Consider the following 25,369-nt stretch of genomic DNA (forward strand, 5'->3'; position numbering starts at 1 on the left):
GCAAGCTCCCTCGCCACAAAGACCACCCCATAGCCATAACGCAACTTTGTTTCACCATAAAAAAGACAATCGGAGACACGCAACAATGGCTTTGGATTTATTCGTCGTACTCATCTACGCCGCCGCAATGCTGCTTCTCGGCTACTACGGCATGCGCAAGGCCAAGACCCACGAGGACTACCTGGTCGCCGGTCGTAACCTAGGCCCGAGCCTGTACATGGGCACCATGGCTGCCACCGTCCTGGGCGGCGCGTCCACCGTGGGCACCGTGCGTCTGGGCTACGTGCATGGCATCTCCGGTTTCTGGCTCTGCGCCGCACTGGGTTGCGGGATCATCGCGCTGAACCTGTTCCTCGCCAAACCATTGCTCAAACTGAAAGTGTTCACCGTCACCCAGGTGCTGGAAAAACGCTATAACCCAATGGCCCGCACCGCCAGCGCGACTATCATGCTGGCCTACGCACTGATGATCGGCGTGGTTTCAATCCTGGCCATTGGCACTGTGTTGCAAGTACTGTTCGACCTGCCATTCTGGGTCTCTGTACTGGTGGGTGGCGGTATCGTCGTCATCTACTCGACCATCGGCGGCATGTGGTCGCTGACCCTGACCGATATTGTGCAGTTCGGTATCCAGACCGTCGGCCTGATGTTCCTGCTGCTGCCGATCTGCCTGTACCGCGTGGGTGGTTGGGATCAACTGGTTGCCCAACTGCCGGCTGCGAGTTTCAGCTTCACCAGCATTGGCTGGGACACCATCATCACCTACTTCATGATCTACTTCTTCGGCATCCTGATCGGCCAGGACATCTGGCAACGGGTATTCACCGCGCGCAGCGAAAAAGTTGCCAAGTACGCCGGTACTTCGGCCGGTATCTACTGCATCATCTACGGTCTGGTTTGCGCACTGATCGGTATGGCTGCACACGTGCTGATCCCGGACCTGGACAATGTCAACAATGCCTTCGCCGCTATCGTCAAAGTCTCGCTGCCGGACGGCATCCGTGGCCTGGTGATCGCTGCGGCCCTGGCGGCCATGATGTCCACCGCCAGCGCCGGCTTGCTGGCTGCGTCCACCACCTTGACCGAAGACCTGCTGCCAAAGCTGCGCGGTGGCAAAGAGTCGAACATTGCTACCAACCGCTTGTTTACCCTGCTGACCGGCATTGTCGTGCTGGGCATCGCATTGGTGGTCAATGACGTCATCAGCGCGCTGACCCTGGCCTACAACCTGCTCGTAGGCGGCATGCTGATCCCGCTGATGGGTGCGATCTTCTGGAAACGCGCCACCACGGCCGGTGCAATCGCCGCCATGGCATTGGGTTTCATTACCGCCCTGATATTCATGTTCAAGGACGGAATGGATGCCAACTCGCCGATCTACTTCAGCCTCGGCGTCAGCCTGGTGAGCTTCGTGCTGGTCAGCCTGCTGTCCCGTCGCCCGGTGACAGCGGCCAGCGCGACCTAAACTGAAAACAATGGAATGACTTTTTCTTCGACGAGTGTGGCGTCGGTTGCCACACTCGTTTTTTTTCATCTGGAGAAAACATTTTATGAAGATTGTCCCTCGCGACCAGTGGTTCGAAGTGAAACATCTCAGTGACGGCATCCGTCTAATCCACGAGCCGTACATCCGCCCCTTCTACCGCTGCAACCTCTGGCACATCCAGGGTCGTGACAAAGACCTGCTGCTGGACAGCGGCTCGGGCCTGGTCAGCCTGCGCGAGCAATTGCCGTGGATCACCGAGCGGCCGCTGGTGGCGGTGGCCAGCCATTGCCATTTCGATCACATCGCCGGTCATCACGAATTCACCGAGCGCCTGGTGCATCCGGCCGAGGCGGACATTCTGGCCGCGCCGGATGGCGACAACGACCTGAGTAAAGCCTTTGTCGGCGACGACATGTTCGAAGCGCACCCCGATTGCCCGCTGTGCTACGCCGAATACCGGGTCAAAGCGGCACCGGCCACGGGGTTTGTCGAAGATGGAGATGTGCTGGACCTGGGCAATCGAGTGTTGCAGGTCGTGCACACACCGGGGCACTCGCCGGGTGGCATCTGCCTGTACGAAGCCGCCACCGAGACTTTGTTCAGCGGCGACATCATCTACGACGGCCCGCTGGTCGAAGACGCCTACCACTCCAACCTCGATGATTACGCCCGCAGCCTGCAACGCTTGCACACGCTGCCGATCCGTACGGTGCATGGCGGACATTTCGGCAGTTTTTCCGGGGAACATTTGCGCAACATGATTGACCAATGGCAGTGCTCACACGGCTAAAGCCTGCTGTACTCAACGGCAGGAACTGCTCCGGCACAGAGAACAAAACCGCCTCCTCCGCGAAGAACGCTCATGAAAAAAACTGCCGTTCGTGCTGTCGTGCACCGCTACATCAGCCGCCTGCTGGAAGGCCGGGATGACTTCGACGACAACGCCTGCCTGGCGCAGTTGGGATTGGATAAAGAAGATATCGAAGAGCTGATCTTCCATCTGGAAGATGAACTGGGTGTAACGGCGTTTACCGTGGAGGAAGACCAGATGCTCAAGACCGCCAGGACGGCGAATGACTTGAGCCGGTTTTTGCTGGAGATTGGGCGGTATTGAGGCTGATCGCCAGATGCGCCCCTAACAACGACGCTACCTATGTGGCGAGGGAGCTTGCTCCCGCTCGAGTGCGCAGTACTCGTAAAAACCTGCAACCATACACCTTGGGGCCGCTTCGCAGCCCAGCGGGAGCAAGCTCCCTCGCCACAGCAAGCCCCTCATCACTACAACTGCCTGGTCTACTGTTACCGGCGACGCTGCTGGCGTCGGCGCTGTTCGTCGTCAGTACGAACAGGCACAGGTTGCAAAGGCGGTTCGATCAAACCGAGAGCCACGCCCAGATCATGCAGCCAGTTTTGAATTTTCTCTTTCATGGTGCCCCCTTCAGGGTAGTGCTGAGCGGCCAAAATTCTGTAGCCCCTTCGCACAGATAATAGTCCTAAGTCCTACACAATGCTCGCGCAAAGTCGCAACGATCTGTTACTGAATCCATCACAATCAGCCTGTGTTCAGGCAATTTCCTGCGCGTGCACCGGTGCCGGCGGAAAAACCACCTGTTGCTGCTCGATCCAGGCATTCAGGTTGGTCCCGACCATGCCCTTGCGCCACATCAGCCAAGTGGTAGCACTGGCGAACGGCTCGGCCAACGGATGCACCGCCACACTCTCACGGCCCGGCAGGCTGGCGAGCATCGCCTGCGACATCAGCGCCACACCGGAACCGGCAATCACACACGCCAGCATCCCCGGATAGGACTCGATCTCCATCGCCCGGCCCATGGCCGCGTGGTCATGGGCAAACCAGGCCTCCAGGCGCATGCGGTAGGAGCAGCCCTGGCGAAAGGTGAACACCGAACGACCTTGCACATCCAGTGCGCTGCGCACGGGCGGATGATCGGCCTCGCTGATCAGCACCAGGCGCTCGTCGCACAAGGGCACCCCGTCGAGCCCGGCCAGCTCCATGGGGCCATCCACCAGTGCCGCATCGAGTCGGCCGGTGAGCAGGCCTTCGAGCAATTCACCGCTGGGTCCGGATTGCACTTGCAGGTTCACGGCCGGATACAGGCGGTGGTAGCGCGCCAATAGCCGCGGAAGATGAATCGCCGCCGTGCTGTACATGGTGCCGAGCACAAAGTCGCCCGCCGGTTGCCCGCCCTGCACGGCCGCGCTGGCTTCGTCGCGCAAGGCAAACAGCCTGGCGGTGTAGTCCAGCAGTACTTTTCCCGCAGGCGACAACTGCAAGCGCTGACGCTCGCGCAGGAACAGTTCGACACCCAGTTGCTCTTCCAGCTGCTTGAGCCGGGTCGACAGGTTCGACGGCACTCGATGCAGCCGTTCGGCGGCTCGGGTGATGGACCCTTCTTGCGCCACCGCCTGGAAGATGCGCAATTGGCTGAACTCCACGACACTCTCCAAAAAAGAACAAGTTGCTCACTATTATTCATTTTTAAAGAAAGTCAATCAGTCCTAGCCTGACGGTCATCGATCCTCTGAACGGAATCCAGACCATGTCTCCCTTGATTCGCTTATCCGCCAGTTTCGTTGCCCTGATGATGGCCATGGGCATCGGCCGTTTTGCCCTGACCCCGCAACTGCCGCACCTGCTCAGCGAAGGTCAGATCGACCTGACCGCCGCCGGACTGATCGCCGCCGCCAATTACCTCGGTTATTTCATCGGCGCGGTGGACGCCATGTTCTCCCGGCGTCCCGCGCAAGTTCGCCGGCGCTTGCTCGGCGGATTGTGGCTCTGCGTACTGCTGACCCTGGCGTCGTTCTGGGCCAATGGTTTCTGGTCGCACCTGGTGCTGCGCTTCGGCACCGGTGTGGCCAGTGCCTGGGTGCTGGTGATGATCACTGCCCTGAGCCAGCCGCTCGCGGCAGCGGCCGGGCGTCCTCGGCTTGGCGCCCTGGTCTTCGCCGGACCGGGCCTGGGTATTTTCCTGACAGGTTTACTGGCCTTGGGCTCGAATCTGCTGGGCCAGACGTCCGCTACCTTGTGGCTGGTGTACGCCGCCGCAGGGCTGGCGATGTTGCTGGGGATCCTGCCGTTCCTGCCACAACCGGGTATCACCGCGACGACAGCGCCCAGCATCAGCACGCCGGGTAATCAAGGTATCGCTCGCCTGGGCTGGATCTATGGCCTGTACGGATTGGGTTACATCATTCCGGCGACCTTTCTGTCGCAGATGGCCAATGCGCAATTCCATGGCCAATGGCAGGCCGACCTGTTCTGGCCATGCTTTGGTTTGGCGGCGGCAACCGGCGTGGTGCTGGTGAGTCTGCGGCGGCAAAAACCCGGTACCACGGGTCACTGGTTGATGGCGACGTTATGGCTGCAAGCTGCTGGCGTGTTCGCCTGCCTGCTGGGTAACGGGCCCGGCCTGGCGTTGGGTGTGATCCTGTGCGGCACGCCCTTCCTGGCTTGCATGCAACTGGTGATGCAACGCTCCCGGGAATTGGCGCCCCATGCTACCCAGCGCAATGCCGGCCTGCTGACGGCCTGCTTCGCCGTGGGCCAACTGAGCGGGCCATTGCTGGCGGCGCTGAGCAGTCATTTCAGTGGCGGTTTGCAGCCGGCACTGGTGGTCGCCGGCTGCGGTCTGTTGATCGGCGGCGGTCTGTTACTTACGCCGGTCATTGCTGACCGAGGGCTTTGCGCAAACGACGGCGCAGCCACTGCTCGGCGCTGACAAAGGTAATACCCGCCAACACCAGCACTGCACCGATGACGAAGTTCAGGCTCAGCGCCTCGCCCAGCAGCACCACACCGAACGTGACGCCGAACAACGGCGTCATGAACGAAAACACCGCGAGGTTCGCCGCCAGGTACCGGCGTAGCAGCCAGAACCAGATCAGGTAACTGAAGAACGACACGACTACGCCCTGAAACAGCACACTGGATACCGCCACAGTGGTCAGGCTGACATGGGTGATCTGGCCGCTGAGCAGCGCAATCAACAACAAGCCGAAGAAACCGACAATCAACTGATAGAACAGCGTCAGGGTCACCGGCGCTTCCGACAGGCGCGAGGCGCGAACCACCACCGTGGTCGCGCCCCAGGCCGCGCCCGCCAGCACACCCAGGGCATCGCCCATCAACATGCGGTAATCAAGGTTGTCCCAGGACACCCCGCCGGCAAACGCGAAGGCAATCCCGATAAAAGCCAGGACAATCCCCAGCCATTGCAACGGGCGCAAACGCTCACTGGGCAGCAACCAGTGCACACCCAATGCGGTGAAAATCGGCGCGGTGTAGAGGAACACCGACATGTGCGCTGCCGTTGTCAGTTGCAGGCCTTCGGAAATGAAGAAGAACTCCAGGCCGAACAAGGCACCGGCCAGCAGGCCGCCGCGCCATGTCGTTCCCACCTGGTTCCAGCCGCCCTTCCAGCAGATCAGCAACCCGACCAGCAACGCCGACATACCGGAACGTCCGGCCGCCTGCATCACCGGCGCGATATCGGCCGCCGCCCACTTGATCATCACTTGTTGAACGCCCCAGACCAGGCACAACCCGAGCATCACTTGCAGGGCAAACCCGTCGACGCTACGCCGGGTAGCGCTCACCAGAACACCTCGAAGACACAATCCATGACAATTGGAATCAACTGAGCTCGATGCGATCGGCATGAATGACAATCTGGCCATTCTTGTACAACGCACCAATGGCCTTCTTGAAGTTGCCCTTGCTGACCCCAAAAAGACTGCTGATCAACGCTGGATCGCTCTTGTCGCTGACCGCCAGGCTGCCGTTGTTTTCACGCAACCTGGCGAGGATCTTCGAGTTCAGGCTGGTGGCCGCTTCCTGGCCGACCGGCTGCAGGCTCAGGCTGATCTTGCCGTCGGCACGAACTTCCTTGATGAAGCCCTTTTCTTCTTTACCGGCGCGCATGAACTTGAAGATTTCGTTCTTGTGGATCAGGCCCCAATGCTTGTTGTTGATGATGGCCTTGAAACCCATATCCGTCGCTTCGGCCACCAGCAGATCCACTTCCTGACCCGCGGTGTAGTTGGCCGGGGTCTTGTCCAGGTAGCGATCCAGGCGCGCGGTCGCGGTGATGCGACGGGTGTGCTTGTCGAGATAGACGTGCACCACCACATACTCGCCCGCTGTCATCTGACGCTTCTCTTCGGAGAACGGCAGCAACAGGTCTTTGGGCAGCCCCCAGTCCAGGAATACGCCGATGCTGTTGACTTCAACAACTTTCAAACTGGCGAATTCACCGACTTGAACTTTCGGCTTTTCAGTAGTTGCGATGAGTTTGTCATCGCTGTCCAAATAGATAAAAACGTTGAGCCAGTCTTCATCTTCGCTAGGAATATCTTTTGGAATATAACGATTAGGCAGAAGGATTTCGCCATCCGCACCACCGTCCAGATATAAACCGAAGTTAGTGTGTTTAACCACTTGCAAACTGTTGTAACGCCCGACTAAAGCCATGTCCAATACCCTCATTGCGTGGGCGGCATTCTACCCGGTTTTAGCCGCCGCGTTCGGCACCCGGCCCGGTGGTACGAGAAATTCCTCTGAAGGCCTTGATTTTCCGGGGTTTGCATCGAGCACCTGGCCGCTCGTCAGACCGATCCGCGTATTTACACCGCGCTCAGGCCAGTGCATCGCAGTATTTTTCCAGGCAATGTTCTTAGTTAAAACAGCGGCTTAGACGCTTATTTCGAATACTGGCCGATACCTGACTACCCCGACTTCACGATTATGGCGAGGGGATATTTGCCAAGCAATTATCAGGTAATTCCTGTACGATGCCTGGCCAAGTTAATTTTCTACAGGTTAATGGCCGCCATGCGCGTAAAAGCATCCACCAGCAAAGCAAAGCCAGCTCCAGCCGTCGAAACCAGCGAGTCGATCAACAGCCAGATCGCGGCGTTCCTCAAGTCCGGCGGTGAAATCCAGCAAATTGCCAAAGGCGTCAGCGGCCAGACGTTCGGCCCGTCCAAGCAGATCACACTGGGCAAAAAGTAATCCCCTCGCGTCACCTGGTCCCAAAGCGCTTTGAGCTTCGAAGCGCTTGGACTGGAACCCTCGATACTCCCGCGCCACTCCTTCAAAACCGCTGTAAATCGACGAACGGCCTTCATTGCCGATCATTCGCCGGTATCCTTGCACACGTCTGGATCAAGCGTTTCAGCAGGCTCACCCGCCTGTCCTCGCTGTTCATGGAGTGACGCATGTTCAAACCTTTCTACCTATCGGCATTGCTCGGCAGCCTGCTGGCATGCTCCGTAGCACACGCACAAATCTTTCAGCGTGAGCTGGGGGGCTTCGACCTCAAGCTCGGTACCACCCCCACCCGCAGTATGGCCCAGGGCCTGGTCAAGCCTTCGGCCGTCGGCTCGTTCCACGGTGGCCTGGACCTGAGCCACGACAGCGGTTTCTATATGGGCCAATGGTCGCCCAGCATGGGCATCAGCCCGGAAAAAGACCTCGAGGTCGATTCCTACATGGGTTTTAAACAACCCTTCGACCAAACCCTCGGCTACGAAGTGGGCCTGATCCGCTACAGCTACCCCGAAGTCACGACCCCTGACAGCCAGGAACTGTTCGGCGGCCTGACCTTGCTTGGCAGCCGTTTCGGCATCGCCTTCAGCAATGACCCGGACAAACAGAACAACACCCTGTTCGCTGACTTGAGCGGCAATCAACCGTTCGGTATCGGCATCAGCCTGAAATACACCACCCACCAATTCAATACGCCAGTGGCGGTGGATGGCGGTTATGTAGGCAGCTTTACCGATTGGTCGCTGAAATTGTCCCGCCCGTTCATGGGCATCGACCTCGACCTGATCTACAGTGACTCCAACCTGAACGGCAGCGGTTGCTCGGCCTATGCCGGACACAACAACCAGTGCGACGGACTGGTGACGCTCAAGGCCGAACACGCGTTCTATTGATCGAACTGCCGGGCTCCTCCCTGGTTCACATGAGAATCAGCCCCCGAAGACTGGCTTTCGCAAGGATTCGTCCATGTCCCGCTGGTTCAAACACATCGCCGTAGTACTGACCATCGCCATCGCCCTTGCCCTCGGCGCGTGCAGCCGCGTGGGCCTGGCCTACCGCAACCTCGATGTGATCATTCCGTGGACGCTCAGCGACTACCTGGACATGAACGGCGAGCAAAAAAGCTGGCTGAACGAACGCCTGAAGGAACACCTGAGCTGGCACTGCTCCACCCAACTGCCCGGCTACCTCGACTGGCTGGACCGCCTGCAAACCATGATCGCCACCAACCAGGTCACCGATGCCGCCTTGCAGGCTCGCGCCCACGAAGCCGAACAGGCGATCGCCGAGACCGCCCGGGAAATCACCCCGTCGGCCGTCGAGTTGCTGCAAGGGCTGGATGACAAACAAGTCACCGAAATGAACGATGCCTTCGCCAAGGACCAGCGCAAACACCAGGAGGAATACCTCAAGCCCTCCCTCTCCCAGCAGATCGAGGAGCGTGGCGAACGCATGGAAAAGCGCCTGAATGACTGGCTCGGGCCGTTGAGCATTTCACAGCAACAGCGAGTCGCCACCTGGTCCAACGCCTTGGGCGACCAGAACACCCAGTGGATTGCCAACCGCATCCATTGGCAGAAGCAGTTCAGCGCAGCCGTTGCGCAACGCCAGAGTCCACAATTCCCACAACGGATCGAGACACTTCTGGTCAATCGCGAGAGTTTGTGGACACCCGCGTATCGTCAGGCCTTTGCCAACACCGAAGCCCAGGCGCGCTCGCTATTCGTGGATCTGATGGCTGAAAGCACGCCGAACCAGCGTGAGCGCTTGCTGAAGAAAATCGAGCGGGTGAGGAAGGATTTCAGCGACTTGAAGTGCTTAAAAACGCTGAAACAAAGTTAAGCCCCACACAATTCCCCTGTGGGCGATCCTATGGTTGAGGTGAAGCCTTCAGCCGGGCTTCTGCTGACGACTGACCGGCGGTATGTCGAATTCCACGCAAACCAAACGACCAGGTTGTGTAAGTCACCTCTCCGCCCCACACAGGAGAAAACATCATGAACATTCAGAATCATCCCGTCGTGTCGCGGGAAGAATGGCTCGTCGCACGCAAACAGCACCTTGCCCACGAAAAGGCCTTTACCAAGGAAAGGGACAGACTCAGTGCCGAACGCCGCGCCCTGCCCTGGGTGAAAATCGACAAGGACTACCGCTTCCAGGGGCCCAACAACGAACTGAAACTGGCGGACCTGTTTGGCGGACGCAGTCAATTGGTCATCTACCACTTCATGTTTGGCAAAGGCTGGGACGAAGGCTGCTCTGGCTGCTCGTTCCTGTCTGACCACATCGATGGTGCCAACCAACACCTGCCGCACCATGACATCGCCGTCGTGGCGGTTTCCCACGCACCATTCGCTGAATTCCAGGCGTTCAAGCGGCGCATGGGCTGGAAGTTCGACTGGGTGTCGTCAGCAGGTTCTGATTTCAACTACGACTTCGGCGTCAGTGCCCGAGCCGAAGACGTCGCCGCCGGAACCGCTACGTACAACTACGAAAAAAACGACGGATCCGAGGAAGAACTCCCCGGCCTCAGCGTGTTTTATCGCAATGACGCCGGGGAAATTTTCCATACCTACTCCACCTATGCCCGGGGCCTGGACATGCTGGTCGGCGCCTACAACTACCTTGACCTGACGCCAAAGGGCCGCAACGAAGTCGAGATCATGGAGTGGGTGCGGCATCATGACAAATATGAGGAACAGGAGAAGTCGAGCTGCTGTCATGGTGGTTAGCCCCAGACACCGAGACGCGGCCTTCGCGGGCAAGCCACGCTCCCACAAAACCTGTGGGAGCGTGGCTTGCCCGCGAAGAGGCCCGACCATTCAACTCAAAGTCCCCAGATTAGAAACAAGGCCAAGACAATGAACGTCACCCTCAAAACCCTGCCCCCGGCCCGCGTCGCCTACTTGCGCTACACCGGCCCCTACGGCCCGGAAATCGGCACCTTCTGGCGCGAAACCGTTGCCCCGTGGATGATCGAAAACAACCTGCTCAACCGCGCGCGCTACGGCATCGGCCACGACGATCCCAGCACCACCCCTGCGCAGTATTGCCGCTACGACGCCTGCGTCGAGGTGCCCGACGACTTCGAACCCGAATACCCGTTCGCCGTCACCACCCTCCCCGGCGGCCGCTACGCCGTCGCCCACTTCAAAGGACCGGCCAGTGAAATCCCGGCGGCCTGGGGTGCGTTGTGCAGACAGTGGATGCCAGAAAGCGGGTTGGCCTACGACCAGCGTCCGGGTTTCGAGAGGTACCCGGTGGAGGCTTCCTACGATGAAAATACCGGCGTGATGGAAATGGACATGTGCATCGCCATAAAAGACCAATAATCCCCAAAACCCTGTGGGAGTGAGCTTGCTCGCGATGGCGGACTAACATCCGCTGCGTAGGTCGACTGAAACACCGACATCGTCGGTTCGCTGTCCTGTGTCGCCAGCAACTCAAGGTCACCGTTGACCGCAGCAAGGGTGAAGCCCAGCGCCAGGTTGAGCTCCTGTTTACTGGCGATGGCGTTGTTCATCAGGTACTTGAACATGGCCTCGTCCGAGGTCAGGCCGTCGAGAAAACGTTGACCGGTACGGGCGACCACCGCTTGCTGAATCAGGCGTTGTTCATACAGGCCATCGCCGAGGCGTTTGGCGCTGTCGTCAGGATCGTAGCCGAGGTTGCCCAGCAGGTAGTCCGAGCTCATGAACTGCTTGAGGTCGGTGAGCACCGGGTTGGTTTCGATCAGGTATTTGTGAGCGTTGCTCGGCGCCTTGATGTCCGTTAGGCCGGTAACACGGGTGACGGGGCGGTTGTCGGAAATAGCGGATTTATTTATTGGTCATCACACAAACCAAACAAATAAATCCATCCCCTTTCCTCAGAAAAACGTGGTCTGTCCCCGTTTCCCCCCCGCAAAGCCGCCGATCTCACCCAGCAAACTCTGGCTGACACCGCGTCAGTGCACGTTAATCAAATTCGGCGTTATGAAGCGGGGACGGCGCAACCAACCTTAGAAGCCCTAATTAGGCTTGCTCAGGCGCTGCACGTCAGTTTGGATGATTTGGTATTTGCAGAAGGGGAACGCGGACCGTCCGACGATTTGCGCCTGCGTTTCGAGGCCGTCAGCCATATGCCCGAAGCCGAGAAATCGGTTATCAAGGCACTGCTCGATGGCATGATTCTCAAGTACCAGGCATCGCGGATTATGGGAACAAGCAGTAATAACCAAGCGAGCAGCTAAGAAGAAAGGCTAAAGCAGATAAAACAACACCGGCGCGGCGCCGGTGCTGGGGGTGAGTAGTGCTCAAACAAACTCTGTCTTGCAATCTGACAGAGGGATCGAGCAGCCATCAGAATAATGAATTGATCACCTTCGATTCGGGCCAGGAGCAAACCGAGGCCTTCTGCACCGGCTTCGATATCTTTTCTCCAGCCTTCAAGATCGCCGTGATAGGAATACGCGTGAAAAATAGGCCCCGAGGGCGGGAAAACTTTGCACGCTCTTTCATTAGCCCGCCGAGGCGGGGCGGACTCGATACCCAGCACGACCTGGCTTCTTAGCTCTGCGCGGGACGCGCCTGGATTTCTGCGTCAGTAGCAAATCGCAATTGCTCCGGTAGTAGCGCGAGCTGTCCAATAGTTCGCCCCAAGGCATCGCAAAACTCAACCTCATACGCTACAACAGGTTCGGTATAAACATCAACCACGGCCCCAATCATCCCCGCACACAATCCTTCGTCTGGCACGTCTTGCATTAATGCAACCACATCAAAAAGTGAAAACATCATCACACTCCTCACTTCACATATGCAGTTGCAAGTCTAGGTACGGTTGCCCCAGGATCAAGCACCCAACCGGTTCTGACCATAACGGTATTCCCGTTTGGCCCCGTGATCGGCATGTCCACTGTGAACCGTTGCCCGAACTGGTCTACTTTTCCCATTACCGCTGGATTGGTCAACACGCCTTGCTGAATTCCCCCAATTAGCTGATCAGCGTTGGACTGGTTGTAACCTAGTGCTGATTCAAAGACCCTTGCCTTATCTCCACCTACCGGATGCTGTGGATTCAATGCATAGGATGTCAGCTTGTTAGGATCAATTACTGCCTCCCCAGCATTGGGAAGTGCGCCGTCGACAGCTTTTACCATACCCCCTTTTGCACCAACAGCCTTCCCAGCAAGAATAGCACCCGCCATCGCCTCAGCGAGGGTAGCGCCCCATTTGGCTTGCTCCGACGACAGTCCTTGCCCCTCTAGACCGAGTGCCGTATCTGCATGTATCAACTGCCCCATCGCAGCAATATTCTGCATATTGTAGCGGTTCAGATCCGCTTTGAACTCAAACGGAATCGAGTCGTTGGCATACAACGCTTCGATTTTTTTCTGGGTTTCCACACGCTCGGCAGCCAGATACCCGTAGGTTTGCAAGCAATTTGCTGGGCTTGAAGAGCATGCCGCCGCAAGTGCATCGTCGTTAGCAACGCTTAGCTGGCGGTATTTTTCCTGCACTTCATCACAGTTGCCTTTAGCCTTACAGGCACTTGTCTCCCGCTCGAAGTTGTCCAGTTCTTTGTGATTGAGGTAGTTGTACTGCGTGGCATTTTCCGCCACCCATTTCCCGGTGTTAAGGTCGTCGATGTCGGCATCCTTCTGCGTAGCCGCTGCCAACATCCCCACCAACTGCGAACTCATGCTCAGCAGATTTTGGTCGCCGTCAACCCACGTGTTGAGCTGATCGACCATCGCCTCGTTGGCACCCGCGGCCAACGCTCCGGTCCTGAAATCACCGCCACTGACTTGGGCCAACAAACCACCGACCATGGCGTGGATCGCGATTTTTTGCAGGCTGCCGTCGGCATACAGGTCCTTGGTGTAGCCACCCACGGCGTTGAAGCTGGCCGCTGCCAGGGTATTGAACAACGTGCTTTGCAAAGCATCGCCCAAGTCGCCACCTTGGCCCATGATCTTGCTCAGCGCCGTCGACGTGCCATTTTGTAAACCCTGCTTGGCCGCGAACTGCCCGATACCTTTCCATTTACTCAGGTTGGTGGTGATCTTGCCGGTATTGATATCTGTGGTGGTGCCAGTCAAGTCGTCGAAGTAGCCGGCAGTCAAACCTGCTGTGATACCTGCGATGGCATATCCCTTGAGGGCGTCACGGGACGTCACGTCTTGGATGACGGCACCGAGATTGCCCTTGTTATTGATCAGACTGATCGAAGCAGTGGTCGCTGCCCCGGTGGCAATGGCCGCGCCACCAGCTGCCACTGCACCGGTTCCTCCCAATGCCCCCATAGCTGCCGGACCGACAAACGCCGCCATGACGATGGCGATGGCCAATTGAGCACCGACACCCAAGCCTGAGCTGCTGTATTTGAAGGAGTCATGCAGCTCCTTGACCAGTTGCCAGTTGACGTCGCCACGGGCTTCGGCGTCTTTCAACCACGCCAGATTGGGATCGGCCTGCACCATGGCGTCGATGGTCTGACTCACGGACTTCTGGTCGATCTGCTTGAGATCGATCTTCAAGCCATCGGCAGCCTTGATCGCCAATTCGCCCTGGTGTACCAGCGTGCTCTGGCGCAGCGTTTCGTCGGTCTGGCCCTTGCCTGACGCTGAGTTCCAGGCCAGATCGCCTTTGCTCTTCTCGTGGCTCTCCTGGTGCAGGTCCTTGACCGCCTCGAACGTGATGCCGCCACCGCTCTCGAGGGTCAGGTCGTTACCGCTGTTGAGCTTGGCGCCCTGATAACGTTGATCACCGCCGCTGATCAGCGTCAGATCCCCACCGGTCTTGATTTCGCTGCCGATGTTTTTCACATCGGTGACTTCGTCGCGTTTCGTCTGACTGCCGCCGCCGAAGCTGTCCTTTTTCTTCATGTCGTACAGCGAATAATCGCTGTCCTGTGCCGCCAGCAACTCAAGATTGCCGCCGGCCACCAGGTAGGCTTCGTCACCGGCGCTGACCCGGCTGGAGAGCAGGGTCAGGTCCTGGCCGGCGCTCAGGGCGACGTTGCCGCCGGCGCTGAGGCTGGTACCGACCTGGCTGACGTGGTCTTGCTGCGTCGTGACTTTTTTGCTTTTGCTGTAGCTATGCTCCTCGTCCGCTGCCGCGGCCAAGGTGAGGTTGTCCGTGGCGGCCAGGGCGATGTCGCGTTTGGCGGTGATCTGACTGGCGATGACGCTGATGTCACGCCCCGCGTTGACCGAGAGGTCACGACCGGCGCTGACGGAGCCACTCATCTGGGTGATGTTTTGGTTGAGAAAGCTGCTGCCGCTCGCAAGCTTGTTTTCGGCCTGCGCGGACACCAGGTTCACATCCCGACCGGCGTTGATCGTAGTGTCGCGTCCGCTCTGGAGCACCCCGCCGATGTTGTTGACGTCACGACCAGCCTTGATGGTCAGGTCGTTGGCCGCTTCGATGCGGGCGGCGCTGTCGGCGTAGTCTTTGCTGGTGCTGAAATCACCGTTGCGAGCTTGCGCGGTGGTCACGCTGCGCTCGTTGATCAGGTCACCGTTGACGGCAGTCAGGGTGACGTCACGGCCCGCGATGATGCCGCCGGCCTTATTGACGAGGTTGTTTCCCGCCAGCAGGTCCAGGCGATTGCCGGCTTCGACCAAGCCGCTGTTGACCAGGTCGTTGCCGGCCATGGCGGCCAGATTGTTGCCAGCACGCAGAGTACCGGCGTTGTTCAGATCCTGGCCGGCGATCAGGGTCACGTCGCTGCCCTGGATCAGCGCCCCGTTGGGTGCCAGGCGGTTGTTGGCGTGGGCCAGGTACAGCACCGGCACCAGCACGTCCTCGCCGTTGACCTGCATGGTTTCCATCCAGACGATGTCGTGGGTGAGTGCTGCAACCTGTTCGGCGGTGAGGGATACGCCAAGCGACAGATTCAACGCGTCCTTGCTGGCGATGGCGTTGTTCATCAGGTACTTGAACATGGCCTCGTCCGAGGTCAGGCCGTCGAGAAAACGTTGACCGGTACGGGCGACCACCGCTTGCTGAATCAGGCGTTGTTCATACAGACCATCGCCGAGGCGTTTGGCGCTGTCGTCAGGATCGTAGCCGAGGTTGCCCAGCAGGTAGTCCGAGCTCATGAACTGCTTGAGGTCGGTGAGCACCGGGTTGGTTTCGATCAGGTATTTTGGCGGCTTGGACTGACCGCTGCTGCTGGGCAGGCCTTGCACTCGGGTGACGGTTTGGCTGGCTGCCGGAGTGAGTTGCGCAATGGCAGGCGATGTCTGGCCGGGCAGCGGAGCGACGACACTCGGCTGACTGGCGAGGTTCGCGCCGGTTACAACGTTGACCACGGTGGCTGCGGGCGCATCGGCGCTGTGCCCCGGCACGACGACGCTGCCGGCACCGCCATCGCTCGGCGCCGTGACATTGATCGACGATGCGTTGCTGAAAACGCCAGCACCTTGACGGGCATCCGCAACCACCTGACGGCTGGCGGCCGAGGTCTGCGTGATATCGCTCAGCTGGATATCGCGCACCTGAGCATTCGGTACGGTCTGGTCGCGTTGAGCCAAGGCGACACTGGCACCACCAAAGGTCCAGCTTTGTGGCGCAGCGTTAGCCTGAGTTGCCTGGGCAGCGCTGCCGCCCTGCTCGCTCAGGCGGAACAGGCCGTTTTGGCCGGTGGGCAGGTTGAAGCCCGGTAGTGTCAGGGGATTGACCTGCTGTTGGGCCAGGTTGGGTGGTAGTTGGCCGTTGAGATTGACGATGGTTGGGGCGGGCTGCCCATTGAGCTGGGTCGAGCCGACGCGTGATACACCGGAACCGATGACCACCCCTTCGCGGATCACACTGTTGGTGAGATTTTGCGACGCGGTGATACTGACTGCGCCGCCTGCCTGCACTACAGCGTTGGCATAAGTTGACGGACTGTTGTAGGTGACGGTGTTCTCAAAGAAGGTGGCGTTCTGGATTGCAGCCGGTGCAGCAGTCCGGACACCATCGCCGTAATGAGGAAGCGCAAAGTCGTACCATAGGGATCCAGCAGGCACGGTGATATATACCGAACCAAACCTAATGTAGGTTTCCAGGTTTTTGCCGCCAGGGTGAGGTGCCACCTGTATTACGGATTCGGCACCGGAACTGTTCCAGAAATGGAGATTAGGCCTTGAGAAAGTCGGGTTGCTGCCGCCGACGTATCCCAATGATCCCGGATCGTAGGAAGGATCATTGGCAGCGTTGTAAGCCATGATCGAATTCCATAGATTCAAATCGGAAGTCTGTTGCCCTGCAGTAAGAGCAATAGATCGCCGCACGTTATAGTCGCCTACAGAAGCCCCTTGATTCGTAAAGGTCTGCAGGTTGAACGTGAGGTTATTTCCTGCGCTGAGGGTCGACGCCTGATTGAGGAACACCCCGCCGCTTGCCAGAAAGTTACGCCCAGCCGTCATACTGGCCGAGGCCGAATCCTGGACAATTTGCGACTGGTAGTTTTCCACCCAGACCGCGTAACTGTTCAAGCCCAACGGGGCAAGAGGATCGAGCGAAGAACAGGTGTAGCACTGCACGCCTATCTCGCCAGAGACCAACCCGCCTGTGGTCTGGAATACGTCCTTGCGGTTCTCGATGGAGTTGGACGCCAGGCTCAGGTCGCCACCGCTCTCGATGGTCGCCGACACGTTGGAGATCGAAGCACTCAACCCATTGTTGTCGTCCTTGGCGATGCTGACGTTGCCGAGGCCATAGACATCCGCGTAGCGGTTGGTGAAGTTATCAGTGCGCAGCGCCATGTCGCCGCCGCTGAAGATCAGACCATTCTGGTTGAGGATGGTGGGGGCGTTGACGCGCAGGTTGGCGCCACTGCCCAGGGTGCCCTGGTTGTTCAGGTAGGCGGCATTGACGGTCAGTGCCCCGGCTGAAGTGAGGCGTCCGAGGTTGGTCAGGCTGCCACTGCTACCGACGGTCCCACTGGCGCCAGCCGTGATACTCGCCACAGAGGTAAGGTCGATCTGCGCAGCACTCAGACCAAGATTGCCGACACTGCTCACGCTGCCATTACCGCTATAAACACCGCCCAGGTTGAGGGCAAGGCTGCCACCGCTGGCAATCAACCCATCGTTGTACCAGTTGCCACCGCTGCCCGTGAAACTGTCGGAGGCCAGGAGTTGGCCGCCGGCGGTTTGGTTGAAGTTGTTGACGTTGACGTTCAGTCGCCCGGCCTGAATGACGCTGCTGTTAGTCCAGGTGTCCGCGTTTAGAGTCAGGCCGCCACGGGTGATCACACTGCCGCCGGCGTTGACGACGTTGGCCATGGACAGGCCAAAAGTGCCGGTGCCGACATGCAACAGCGTGCCGCCAGTGTTAAGGAAGCTGCCGGCGGCAAGGGTCAGGTCACTATTGGCGCTTTCGACGGTGCCATTACGGTTATCGAACAAGCCACCGATGTTGAATTGGGTAGCGCCCCCGGTGCCGAGGGCACGTAGTTGGCCCGTCTGGTTGTCGATACTCGCGGCGGTGATCGCCAGGGTACTGTCGCTTTCGATGACACCCAGGCGGTTGTTCAGAGCACCGCTCAGGGTCAGGTCGATCTGGCTGCCGGCGATCTGGCCGTCATTGCTGCCGCTGTTGTCGAAGTTATTGCCAGTGACGCTGACTCGACCCGTTGCATAGAGGCCGCCATTGCGGTTGTCGAAGTCAGCGGTATGGATGATTGCATCGCCGGCTTGCGCGGCGATACGCCCACCGTAGTTGTCGATGCCGGCCAGCGCGGTCAGGTCCAGACGCTGGGCCTGGGTGACGCCGCCCTGGTTGTTGTTGCTTGGGTCGTAGCCGTTTTTCAGCACGCCGGTGAGGTGGGCGCTGAACGTGCCTTGCAGGCTGGCCAACACGCCGCCACGGTTGTCGAGATTGCCTGCGATGACGGTCAGGTCGCTGCCTTGGGCAATGATGCGACCGCTATGGTTGTCGATGTCACCGGCGACAGTGAGGCTCAACGCACCCTGGCTTTGCAGCACGCCATGACTGTTGGCCAGACTCGCGGCTTGCAGTTGCACGCCACCATTGTTGCTGTAGATCAAGCCATCGGCGTTGTTCTGCACGGCGCCCGTTGCCGTGAGCAATAGTTGACCGTTGGCGGCCACGGTGCCGCGATCGCTGTTGTCCAGGCCACCGGTGAGCAGGGTCAGCAGAGACTGGCTCGCCAGTTGCCCGCCCCGGTTGTTGATCTGGCTCGCACCTTGAATCAGTAGCGGGCCGGCACTGGCGAGTTTGCCGTTGGTGTTGGTCAAGACGCCGAGCAGATCGAGGCTGACCGTGCCATTGCCGACCAGGCTGCCCGCAGTGTTGTCCAGGGCGGTGCCAGTGAAGCTCAAGCTCTGTTGCGCGTTGATCGCACCCGCCGCGTTACCGAGGGTCATGGCTTGCATGACAAGAGCTGCACCGCTGTCGACCAAACCATCTTGGGCGTTGTTCAGCAGGCCGCTGACCGTCAAAGTCTGGGCACCACCGCTGGAGAGGACGCCGCCGTTGCTGTTGTCCAGGTTCGCTGCATTGACGTTGAGGTTTTTCAGGCTGACGAGTGCACCGGCATCGCTGTTGAGCAAGTCACCACTCAAGGTTACGCCGAGGTTGCCACTGCGGCTGGAAAGTGTGCCGTTGTTGCGGTTATCGAGGCTACCAGCATGGACATCCAGACCCTGCCAACCGGAGATCAGGCCGTTCTGGTTGAGCAGGCCGCCGGTGGCATCGAGGCCCAGCAGGTTACTGCTGATCAGTTTGCCGCTGCTGTTGTCGAAGGTGCGCCCAGCCAGAGTAAAGCTCTGGGTGCTGGAAATTTCGCCACCGCGGTTGTTCAGATCGCGCAGGCGGCTGATGGCCAGCGGCCCTTTGGCAGTGATCAAACCGTTGTTGTTGCTCAGGTCTCCACCGCCCAGGTCAAGCGTGATACCGGCATCGCCCAGCAAGCGACCGCCGTTCTGGGTCAATGCACCAAGATTCAGGCCGATAGCGCCTTTGGCCGACACTTCGCCGCCATTGCTGGAGTCCAGGTTGTTGGCAGTCAGGCTCAATCCGCCCTGGCTGTTGATCAAGCCATAGGCGCTATTGTCCAGGGCCGCCGCGTTGACCGTCAGCGCCGTGCCGCCGAGCAATTGGCCACCCTGGTTGTTGAGGTCGGCGGAAGCGACATTGAGCGTCTGCGCCGCGTTGATCAGACCGTTACTCTGGTTGCTCAGCAAACCATTGACGTTAAGCGCGAGGTTGCCTCGGCTGGTCAGGAGGCCGCCGCGGTTGTCCAGCGTGCCGGCGCGCGCATCAACATTGGCGCCGGCAATCATGCCGTTGACGTTGCTCAGCGCTTGATTGACGCGCAGGGTCAGGCCCAGGTTGCTCAGCAGTTTGCCGCCGCTGTTGTCGAAGGTTTGCGACGCCAGGGTAAAGGCTTGGGCGCTGGAGATTTCTCCGCTCTGGTTAGCGACGCCGTTGAGGTTTTTCAGCAGCAGAAGCGGCGCATTGATCAGACCGTTCTGGTTGTTCAACTGGCCGTTGTTCAAGTCGAGGGTCAAGGCACTGTTGCTGAACAAGGTACCGTTTTGCTGGTCCAGCCCTGTGGCGCTGACGGTCAGTGCATCGCTACTGCCGATGCTGCCGCCTGCCTGGTTGGTCAGTTGTGCGACGCTCAGGTCGAGGCGACCGGCGCTACTGACGCGGCCACTCTGGCTGTTGTCGAAGGCACCGGTTTGAATCGTGAGGGGGCCTTTGCCGCTGATCGTGCCTTGCTGCCGGTTATCGAGGCTGGCGCTGTGCAAGTCGAGGTCGGCATCGCTGACCAACTGCCCGCCCTGATTGCTGATTGCCCCCACACTGCTGACGCTCAGAGTGCCGGCGCTGGACAGGCTGCCCGCTGTGTTGATCAGCGTGCCTGCGCGAACACCGAGTGTGCCTTCGCTGCTGAACAGACCGAGGCTGTTGTCCAGCGTAGCGCCGAGGTCAACGTCGATGCTCTGCTGGCTGAGCAAGGATCCGCTGGTGTTATCCAGCCCGGTGCCGGTCACGCTTAATCCGGTCTTGCCAGAGAGCAGGCCTTTATTGCGGTTGACGATTTGATCGACTGTCAGCAACAGGGTGTTCTGGGCAAGAATTTGTCCATTGTCACTGTTGTCCAGTTGCTGGCCGACCAGGGTCAGGTTGCCCTTGGTGGAGAGTTCGCCACCACGGTTGTCGACATTGCCAACCTTGATATCCAGTGTGCCTGTCGCACCGACGAAACCGTTCAGGCGGTTGTCCAGGCGATCGCCGGTCAGGCTCAGATTACCTTGGGCGATCAACTGCCCGCCCTGTTGCTGCAAGCTGCCAACGGTGGCAGCGACATCTTGTTTGCCAGCGATCTGGCCGAGGCTGTTGTCCACTGTAGTTGCGCTGAGCAGCAGATTGCCGTCGGCGATCAAGGTGCCGTTGTGGTTGGTGAAGCTGTTGTCAACGGCCAGACTCAGGCCATCACGGCTGCTGATCAAACCGCCGTTGTTGTCCAGACTGGCGCTGTGGGCGTTCAGCGCGGCAGCGGAAATGATGCCGTTGATGTTGCTCATCGCCTGCGCCAGTCGCAACGTCAGCGCTTGATTACTGAGCAGCTTGCCGCCGTTGTTGTCGAGTGTTTGAGCGTCAACAGTAAAGGCTTGGGCGCTGGAAATTTCGCCGTTCTGGTTGGCGACAGCGTTGAGATTTTTCAGCAGCAACGCACCGGGGGCATTGATCAAGCCACCCTGGTTGTTCAACTGGCCGTGGTTCAAATCGAGGCTCAATGCGGTGTTGCTGAACAGCTCACCGCCCTGCTGGTCGAGGCCCGTGACTGTTGCAGTCAGCGCCATGGCACTGGCAATCCGGCCATGGTCCTGGTTGATCACTTGAGCAGCGTTCAGGTCCAGGGTGTTGACACTGGTCAGGCGACCACCGTGGCTGTTGTCGAACGCGCCGGTGCTGACGCGGGTTGCGCTTTTGCCGGACAGCACGCCGCTGTTTCGGTTATCGAGGCTGCCACTGTGGAGGGTCAGACCGGCGTCGGTGGTGATCGAACCACCCTGGTTGCTCAATCCCCCGGTGGTGGTGACGCTCAACGCACCGGCGCTGGACAGACTGCCCGCGCCGTTATTCAGGCTGGCGGCATTGACCGTCAAAGCAGCTTCGCTGCTGAGCAGGCCTGCGCTGTTGTCCAGATCGCCTGTAAGGTCGAGGCTAAGGTCGTTCTGGCTGGCCAGCGTGCCGCCGGCGTTGTTCAGGCTAGCGCCGGTGAGGCTGAGCGTGTCGCCGAACAGTAGACCCTTGTTCTGGTTGATCAGTTTGGCGACGCTCAGGCCCAGTGCGGTGCCCGCCAGCACCTTGCCGCCGTCGCTGTTGTTCAGTTGCTGGCCATTGATGCCAACCTCGACCTGGCTGGAGATTTCGCCCGCGCGGTTGTCGATGTCATCGACATTGAGTTTCAGCGCCTTTGTCGCCCCGACCAAACCACCCTGGCGGTTATCCAGTTTGGTGCCCGTCAGCGTCAGCGTGCCTTGGGCGACCAGTTCGCCGCCCTGCTGGGTCAACGCGTCGATGCTGGCGTTCAGGTCGCTCTGACTGGCGATGCGACCGGCGTTGTTGAGCACGACGCCTGCTTGCAACTGCACGAGGCCCACAGCGCTTAGCAAGCCGCCCTGATTATCCAGACGCTGGCCGGTGAAACCTATACCGGCCTTGCTGCTGAGCAGACCTTGCTGGCGGTTATCCAGTTGATCGATGTAGAGCTGCACGCCCTTGTCGGCACGAATGACACCGCCGCGATTGTCCGACGAGCCGTTGCGCAAGGTCAGCAGATCTTTGCCCGAGATGCGACCACCGCGGTTATCCAGGCTCAGGCTTTGCAGGTTCATCAGGCCCTTGGCCTGCACGCTGCCGCCGCTCTGGTTGTTCAGCAAGCCGCCGAGGCCGAGGTCGAGGTTACCGTCAGTCACCAGGCTACCCGCCTGACTGTTATCCAGACTTGCGGCGCTGACGCTTAGCCCTTGCCCGGCCCCCAACGTACCGGCCTGGTTATCCACGGCGCCGCTGATCATCAGGCTCAGGCGCTGATCGGCCAGCACCTGGCCACCTGCGTTGCCCAGGCTCATGGCAACGAGGGTGGTGTTGCCGGCGCTGGACAGTTCACCGCTCTGATTGAGCAGCGCGCCAGCCAGTTGCAGGCTCAGGTCGGCATCGCTGCTGATGCTGCCGTTGCTGTTGTCGAGCCGAGCGGCGCGTGCCTCCACACTCGCGGCCGAAATCAAGCCTCTGACGTTGGTCAACGCCTGATTGAGGCGCACGGTCAAACCCTGGTCGCTGAGCAGCTTGCCGTCCGTGTTGTCGAGGCTTTGCGCCGTCAGGCTGAACGCCTTGGCACTGGAAATTTCACCGCCCTGGTTGGCGACGACATTGAGGTTTTTCAGCAGCAGTTGACCCGGTGCCGTCAGCAACCCACCCTGGTTGTTCAACTGGCCATTGCTCAAGTCCAGGGTGACATCGGTGCTGCTGAACAATTGCCCGCCCGCGTGCTGATCGAGGCCGGTGACGGTGGCGGTCAATGCCATGGCGCTGGCGATGCGGCCAGCCACACTGTTGTCCACTTGGCCGGCCGTGAGGCTGAGCGCACCGGTGCTGGTCAGGCTCCCGCCTTGCTGGTTGGTGAACGCGCCAGTTTGGAGGACCACGCCGTTACCGGCGATGCGACCTTGCTGGCTGTTATCAAGACTGCCGCTGGTCAGGGTCAGACCGGCGTTGGTCAGCAGGGCGCCGCGCTGGTTGGCAATCGCGCCACTGCTAGTCACGGTCAATCCACCCACGCCGGATACACTGCCACCATTGTTATCCAACTGCCCGGCGCTGAGCTGGACATCACGCTGCCCGGCGATCACGCCATTGAGCTGATTGTTCAAGCCGTCGAGGCTCAGGGCGATGTCGCCGTTAGCCAGGATCTGGCCGCTGCGGTTGTCCGCCTGACTGGCACTTAATCTCAGATCGCCGACACTCGACAGTTGGGCGTTGCGGTTGTCCAGCGTATTGGCGGTGAGTTGCAGATTGCCGCCCGCGTTGATCAGCCCGAACTGATTGAGCAGTGCTCCGGCAATTTGAGCAGTCAGCGCGCCGCCACTGAACAGCTTGCCTTGCTGATGGTTGTCCAACGTCCCCGCCACATTCAGGCCCAACGCGCTTTGACTGACCAGCGAACCTTGCTGACTGTTGTCCAGTGCACCCGCGCTGATCTGCAGGTCCTGCTGGGCAAGGACACGCCCCCCCTGATTATTCATCAGGCCACTGGCGGCGATACTCAGGCTCTGCCCGGCGCCGATCAAACCGGCAACGTTATCCAGAGCCCCCACCTGCACGGTACTGACTGCCAGGCTGGACAGTTCACCGCCGCTGTTATCCAGATACCCGGCGTTGGCATTGAGGTTGCCAGTACTGGTGATCAGTCCGCCCTGGCTGTTCAACACCTGATTGGCGGTGACGCCCAGGCTGCCCTGGCTCAGCACTCGACCTTTCTGACGGTTATCCAGGGTCGAGGTGGAGAGTTGCGTGCTGCCTTGACCATTCAGCGTCCCACCCTGGTTGGACAGGGTCTGTGCCACGGTGGCTTGCAGCGAACGGCTGGCGATCACGCTGCCACTGTTGGTGAGGTTCTGCGCCGCGAGGCTGACATCACCGCTGGTGTTGCGGCTGTTGTCGGCGTTGATGCCGGCTTCGATCACCGCCTGATTGCTCAGTTGCCCACCGCTGGACAGGCTGACGCGGTCGCGGGCAGCGAGGTTTTGTTGTGTGTTGAGGTCTCCCGAGGTGGTGACTGCAAGGCTGGTGCCCGCATAAACCGGTCCCTGGGCATCGAGGCTCGCGGTTGTGACGTTGACTGCACCCGCGGCAGCAGTCTGGGCCAGGCTCAAATGACCATTGGCATCGATCTGGATGTCACCGCCACTGGCGGCCAGGTTACCGGCCAGCTTCACCCCGACGCCGGCCTCGGTGCCGACCAGTTTGATCGCCCCGGCGTACATGCCACCCAGCGCCGAACTGTCGATGGCCAATTGTGGTTTGGCGCTGCCGTCATCGGCGCGAGCAGTCGCACTGAGCGTCAGGGCGTTGACGTCGTTGCGACCGGCCACAATCGTCAGGTTGTTCGCTTGAATCTCGGCGTTGATCTTCGCGCTGCGGGTGATGATTTCGAAGCTGTCGACGTTGTTGGCGTTCAGGCCTGCGCCGTCGATGGAGACGCTGCCCTGATCCACCTGATAACGATCCACGCGCCCGTTATCCAGCACCGGTTTACCGGTGGTTAATGTCACGCGCGGGGTATTGATGAAGCCGCAGCCGTTGCAACTGATGCCATACGGGTTGGCGACAATGACCCGTGCCGATTGACCGGCCACTTCGGTGTAACCGTTGAGTTGGCTCGGGCTGCCGCCGTTGACTTCGTTGAGGATGGTCTGCGCGGCGACCCCATTGAAGTTCGGGTTGCCGACGATGATCCCGCCCAGTTGGGTTGCTTGAGTACGCGCGGTGGCGTTGTTGAGAATGACGCCTTGGGTGCCGACGTTGTAATCGTGAAACTGGTTATGCGACAGCCCGCTGGCATTGGGCGCGGCGATGTTGACGATCGGCACGCCGTTGCCCGCCTGCCCGAGGCTGGTGCCCGGCGTGGCCACCACGATGCCGTCGGCCTGCGCCCACAGCGGTTGCCAGAACATCACGTTCGCCAACAGGAACGCCAATCCGCGCTTGGGCATGCCCAGGAAATGCTCGCGCGATTTCACTGCAGCAGAAGGCTGGCGGCTCAGAAAGGCGAATTGGCGGGCGTCCATGTCGAAGGTC

At 59.7% G+C, this 25,369-nt stretch carries 16 protein-coding genes and 1 pseudogene; 10 read left to right on the forward strand and 7 right to left on the reverse strand.

The window, feature by feature from the left end:
- Positions 1-85 precede the first annotated feature (85 nt).
- From KGA81_RS17730 to KGA81_RS17740, 3 genes are all read left to right on the forward strand, one after another.
- A complete protein-coding gene (locus KGA81_RS17730; protein ID WP_223547466.1) occupies positions 86-1,465 on the forward strand; it encodes a sodium:solute symporter in 1,380 nt (459 codons plus the stop codon).
- 85 nt (positions 1,466-1,550) lie between these two features.
- A complete protein-coding gene (locus KGA81_RS17735; protein ID WP_223547467.1) occupies positions 1,551-2,276 on the forward strand; it encodes an MBL fold metallo-hydrolase in 726 nt (241 codons plus the stop codon).
- Positions 2,277-2,348: 72 nt separating this feature from the next.
- Positions 2,349-2,600, forward strand: a complete 252-nt coding sequence (locus KGA81_RS17740) for an acyl carrier protein (protein WP_223547468.1) — start codon at positions 2,349-2,351, stop codon at positions 2,598-2,600.
- A 185-nt stretch (positions 2,601-2,785) separates the two neighbouring features.
- Here KGA81_RS17740 and KGA81_RS30015 read toward each other — a convergent pair whose 3' ends face one another.
- Together KGA81_RS30015 and ptrR are read right to left on the reverse strand one after the other, a co-directional pair.
- Positions 2,786-2,914 (reverse strand): PA1414 family protein, encoded by a 129-nt coding sequence (locus KGA81_RS30015; protein ID WP_007972508.1) that lies wholly within the window; start codon positions 2,912-2,914, stop codon positions 2,786-2,788.
- Positions 2,915-3,049: 135 nt separating this feature from the next.
- Positions 3,050-3,943, reverse strand: a complete 894-nt coding sequence (ptrR, locus tag KGA81_RS17745; RefSeq protein WP_223547469.1) for a putrescine utilization regulator PtrR — start codon at positions 3,941-3,943, stop codon at positions 3,050-3,052.
- Between the two features lie 104 nt (positions 3,944-4,047).
- Between ptrR and KGA81_RS17750 the strand changes: the two genes are divergently transcribed.
- Complete coding sequence (locus KGA81_RS17750) at positions 4,048-5,229, forward strand: MFS transporter (protein WP_223547470.1); 1,182 nt, start codon at positions 4,048-4,050, stop codon at positions 5,227-5,229.
- Here KGA81_RS17750 and KGA81_RS17755 read toward each other — a convergent pair.
- Together KGA81_RS17755 and KGA81_RS17760 are read right to left on the reverse strand one after the other, a co-directional pair.
- A complete protein-coding gene (locus tag KGA81_RS17755) occupies positions 5,174-6,106 on the reverse strand; it encodes a DMT family transporter (RefSeq protein ID WP_223547471.1) in 933 nt (310 codons plus the stop codon). The two genes, KGA81_RS17750 and KGA81_RS17755, sit on opposite strands and share 56 nt — an antisense overlap.
- A 37-nt stretch (positions 6,107-6,143) precedes the next feature.
- On the reverse strand, positions 6,144-6,980 hold the full coding sequence (locus KGA81_RS17760; protein ID WP_218432361.1) for a S1 RNA-binding domain-containing protein: 837 nt from the start codon (positions 6,978-6,980) through the stop codon (positions 6,144-6,146).
- Between the two features lie 351 nt (positions 6,981-7,331).
- Here KGA81_RS17760 and KGA81_RS17765 point away from each other — a divergent pair, with 351 nt between their 5' ends.
- From KGA81_RS17765 to KGA81_RS17785, 5 genes are all read left to right on the forward strand, one after another.
- On the forward strand, positions 7,332-7,520 hold the full coding sequence (locus KGA81_RS17765; protein WP_015096330.1) for a hypothetical protein: 189 nt from the start codon (positions 7,332-7,334) through the stop codon (positions 7,518-7,520).
- 206 nt (positions 7,521-7,726) lie between these two features.
- Entirely contained in the window at positions 7,727-8,449 is a 723-nt protein-coding gene (locus tag KGA81_RS17770) for a TorF family putative porin (RefSeq protein WP_223547472.1), read from the forward strand.
- A gap of 73 nt (positions 8,450-8,522) precedes the next feature.
- Positions 8,523-9,398 carry a DUF6279 family lipoprotein gene (locus KGA81_RS17775; protein ID WP_223547473.1) on the forward strand — a complete coding sequence of 292 codons (876 nt, stop codon included), beginning with the start codon at positions 8,523-8,525 and terminating at the stop codon, positions 9,396-9,398.
- Between the two features lie 155 nt (positions 9,399-9,553).
- Positions 9,554-10,288: a DUF899 domain-containing protein gene (locus tag KGA81_RS17780; protein WP_223547474.1), complete on the forward strand. Its 735-nt coding sequence runs from the start codon at positions 9,554-9,556 to the stop codon at positions 10,286-10,288.
- A gap of 129 nt (positions 10,289-10,417) precedes the next feature.
- Complete coding sequence (locus KGA81_RS17785) at positions 10,418-10,888, forward strand: GyrI-like domain-containing protein (protein ID WP_223547475.1); 471 nt, start codon at positions 10,418-10,420, stop codon at positions 10,886-10,888.
- A 128-nt stretch (positions 10,889-11,016) separates the two neighbouring features.
- Here the strand turns inward: KGA81_RS17785 and KGA81_RS30235 are convergent.
- A pseudogene (locus KGA81_RS30235) lies at positions 11,017-11,349 on the reverse strand (hypothetical protein); the annotation flags it as partial.
- Between the two features lie 90 nt (positions 11,350-11,439).
- On the opposite strand from KGA81_RS30235, the gene KGA81_RS17795 reads away from it, so the two are divergent.
- Positions 11,440-11,787, forward strand: coding sequence for a helix-turn-helix domain-containing protein (locus KGA81_RS17795; protein WP_223547521.1), 348 nt, complete (start codon positions 11,440-11,442; stop codon positions 11,785-11,787).
- 316 nt (positions 11,788-12,103) lie between these two features.
- On the opposite strand, the gene KGA81_RS17800 is transcribed toward KGA81_RS17795, so the two are convergent.
- Entirely contained in the window at positions 12,104-12,331 is a 228-nt protein-coding gene (locus KGA81_RS17800) for a DUF4926 domain-containing protein (protein WP_223547477.1), read from the reverse strand.
- A gap of 11 nt (positions 12,332-12,342) precedes the next feature.
- Positions 12,343-25,359, reverse strand: a complete 13,017-nt coding sequence (locus KGA81_RS17805) for a DUF6883 domain-containing protein (protein WP_223547478.1) — start codon at positions 25,357-25,359, stop codon at positions 12,343-12,345.
- Positions 25,360-25,369 lie beyond the last annotated feature (10 nt).

It is taken from the genome of Pseudomonas sp. A-B-19, assembly GCF_019947515.1.
GTDB lineage: Bacteria > Pseudomonadota > Gammaproteobacteria > Pseudomonadales > Pseudomonadaceae > Aquipseudomonas.

Excerpts from the sequence above, each read along its gene's own strand:
- KGA81_RS17730 (WP_223547466.1), top strand. The coding sequence starts at position 86 with ATGGCTTTGGATTTATTCGTCGTACTCATCTACGCCGCCGCAATGCTG.
- KGA81_RS17735 (WP_223547467.1), top strand. The coding sequence starts at position 1,551 with ATGAAGATTGTCCCTCGCGACCAGTGGTTCGAAGTGAAACATCTCAGT.
- KGA81_RS17740 (WP_223547468.1), top strand. The coding sequence starts at position 2,349 with ATGAAAAAAACTGCCGTTCGTGCTGTCGTGCACCGCTACATCAGCCGC.
- KGA81_RS30015 (WP_007972508.1), bottom strand. The coding sequence starts at position 2,914 with ATGAAAGAGAAAATTCAAAACTGGCTGCATGATCTGGGCGTGGCTCTC.
- KGA81_RS17750 (WP_223547470.1), top strand. The coding sequence starts at position 4,048 with ATGTCTCCCTTGATTCGCTTATCCGCCAGTTTCGTTGCCCTGATGATG.
- KGA81_RS17760 (WP_218432361.1), bottom strand. The coding sequence starts at position 6,980 with ATGGCTTTAGTCGGGCGTTACAACAGTTTGCAAGTGGTTAAACACACT.
- KGA81_RS17765 (WP_015096330.1), top strand. The coding sequence starts at position 7,332 with ATGGCCGCCATGCGCGTAAAAGCATCCACCAGCAAAGCAAAGCCAGCT.
- KGA81_RS17770 (WP_223547472.1), top strand. The coding sequence starts at position 7,727 with ATGTTCAAACCTTTCTACCTATCGGCATTGCTCGGCAGCCTGCTGGCA.
- KGA81_RS17775 (WP_223547473.1), top strand. The coding sequence starts at position 8,523 with ATGTCCCGCTGGTTCAAACACATCGCCGTAGTACTGACCATCGCCATC.
- KGA81_RS17780 (WP_223547474.1), top strand. The coding sequence starts at position 9,554 with ATGAACATTCAGAATCATCCCGTCGTGTCGCGGGAAGAATGGCTCGTC.
- KGA81_RS17785 (WP_223547475.1), top strand. The coding sequence starts at position 10,418 with ATGAACGTCACCCTCAAAACCCTGCCCCCGGCCCGCGTCGCCTACTTG.
- KGA81_RS17800 (WP_223547477.1), bottom strand. The coding sequence starts at position 12,331 with ATGTTTTCACTTTTTGATGTGGTTGCATTAATGCAAGACGTGCCAGAC.
- KGA81_RS17805 (WP_223547478.1), bottom strand. The coding sequence starts at position 25,359 with ATGGACGCCCGCCAATTCGCCTTTCTGAGCCGCCAGCCTTCTGCTGCA.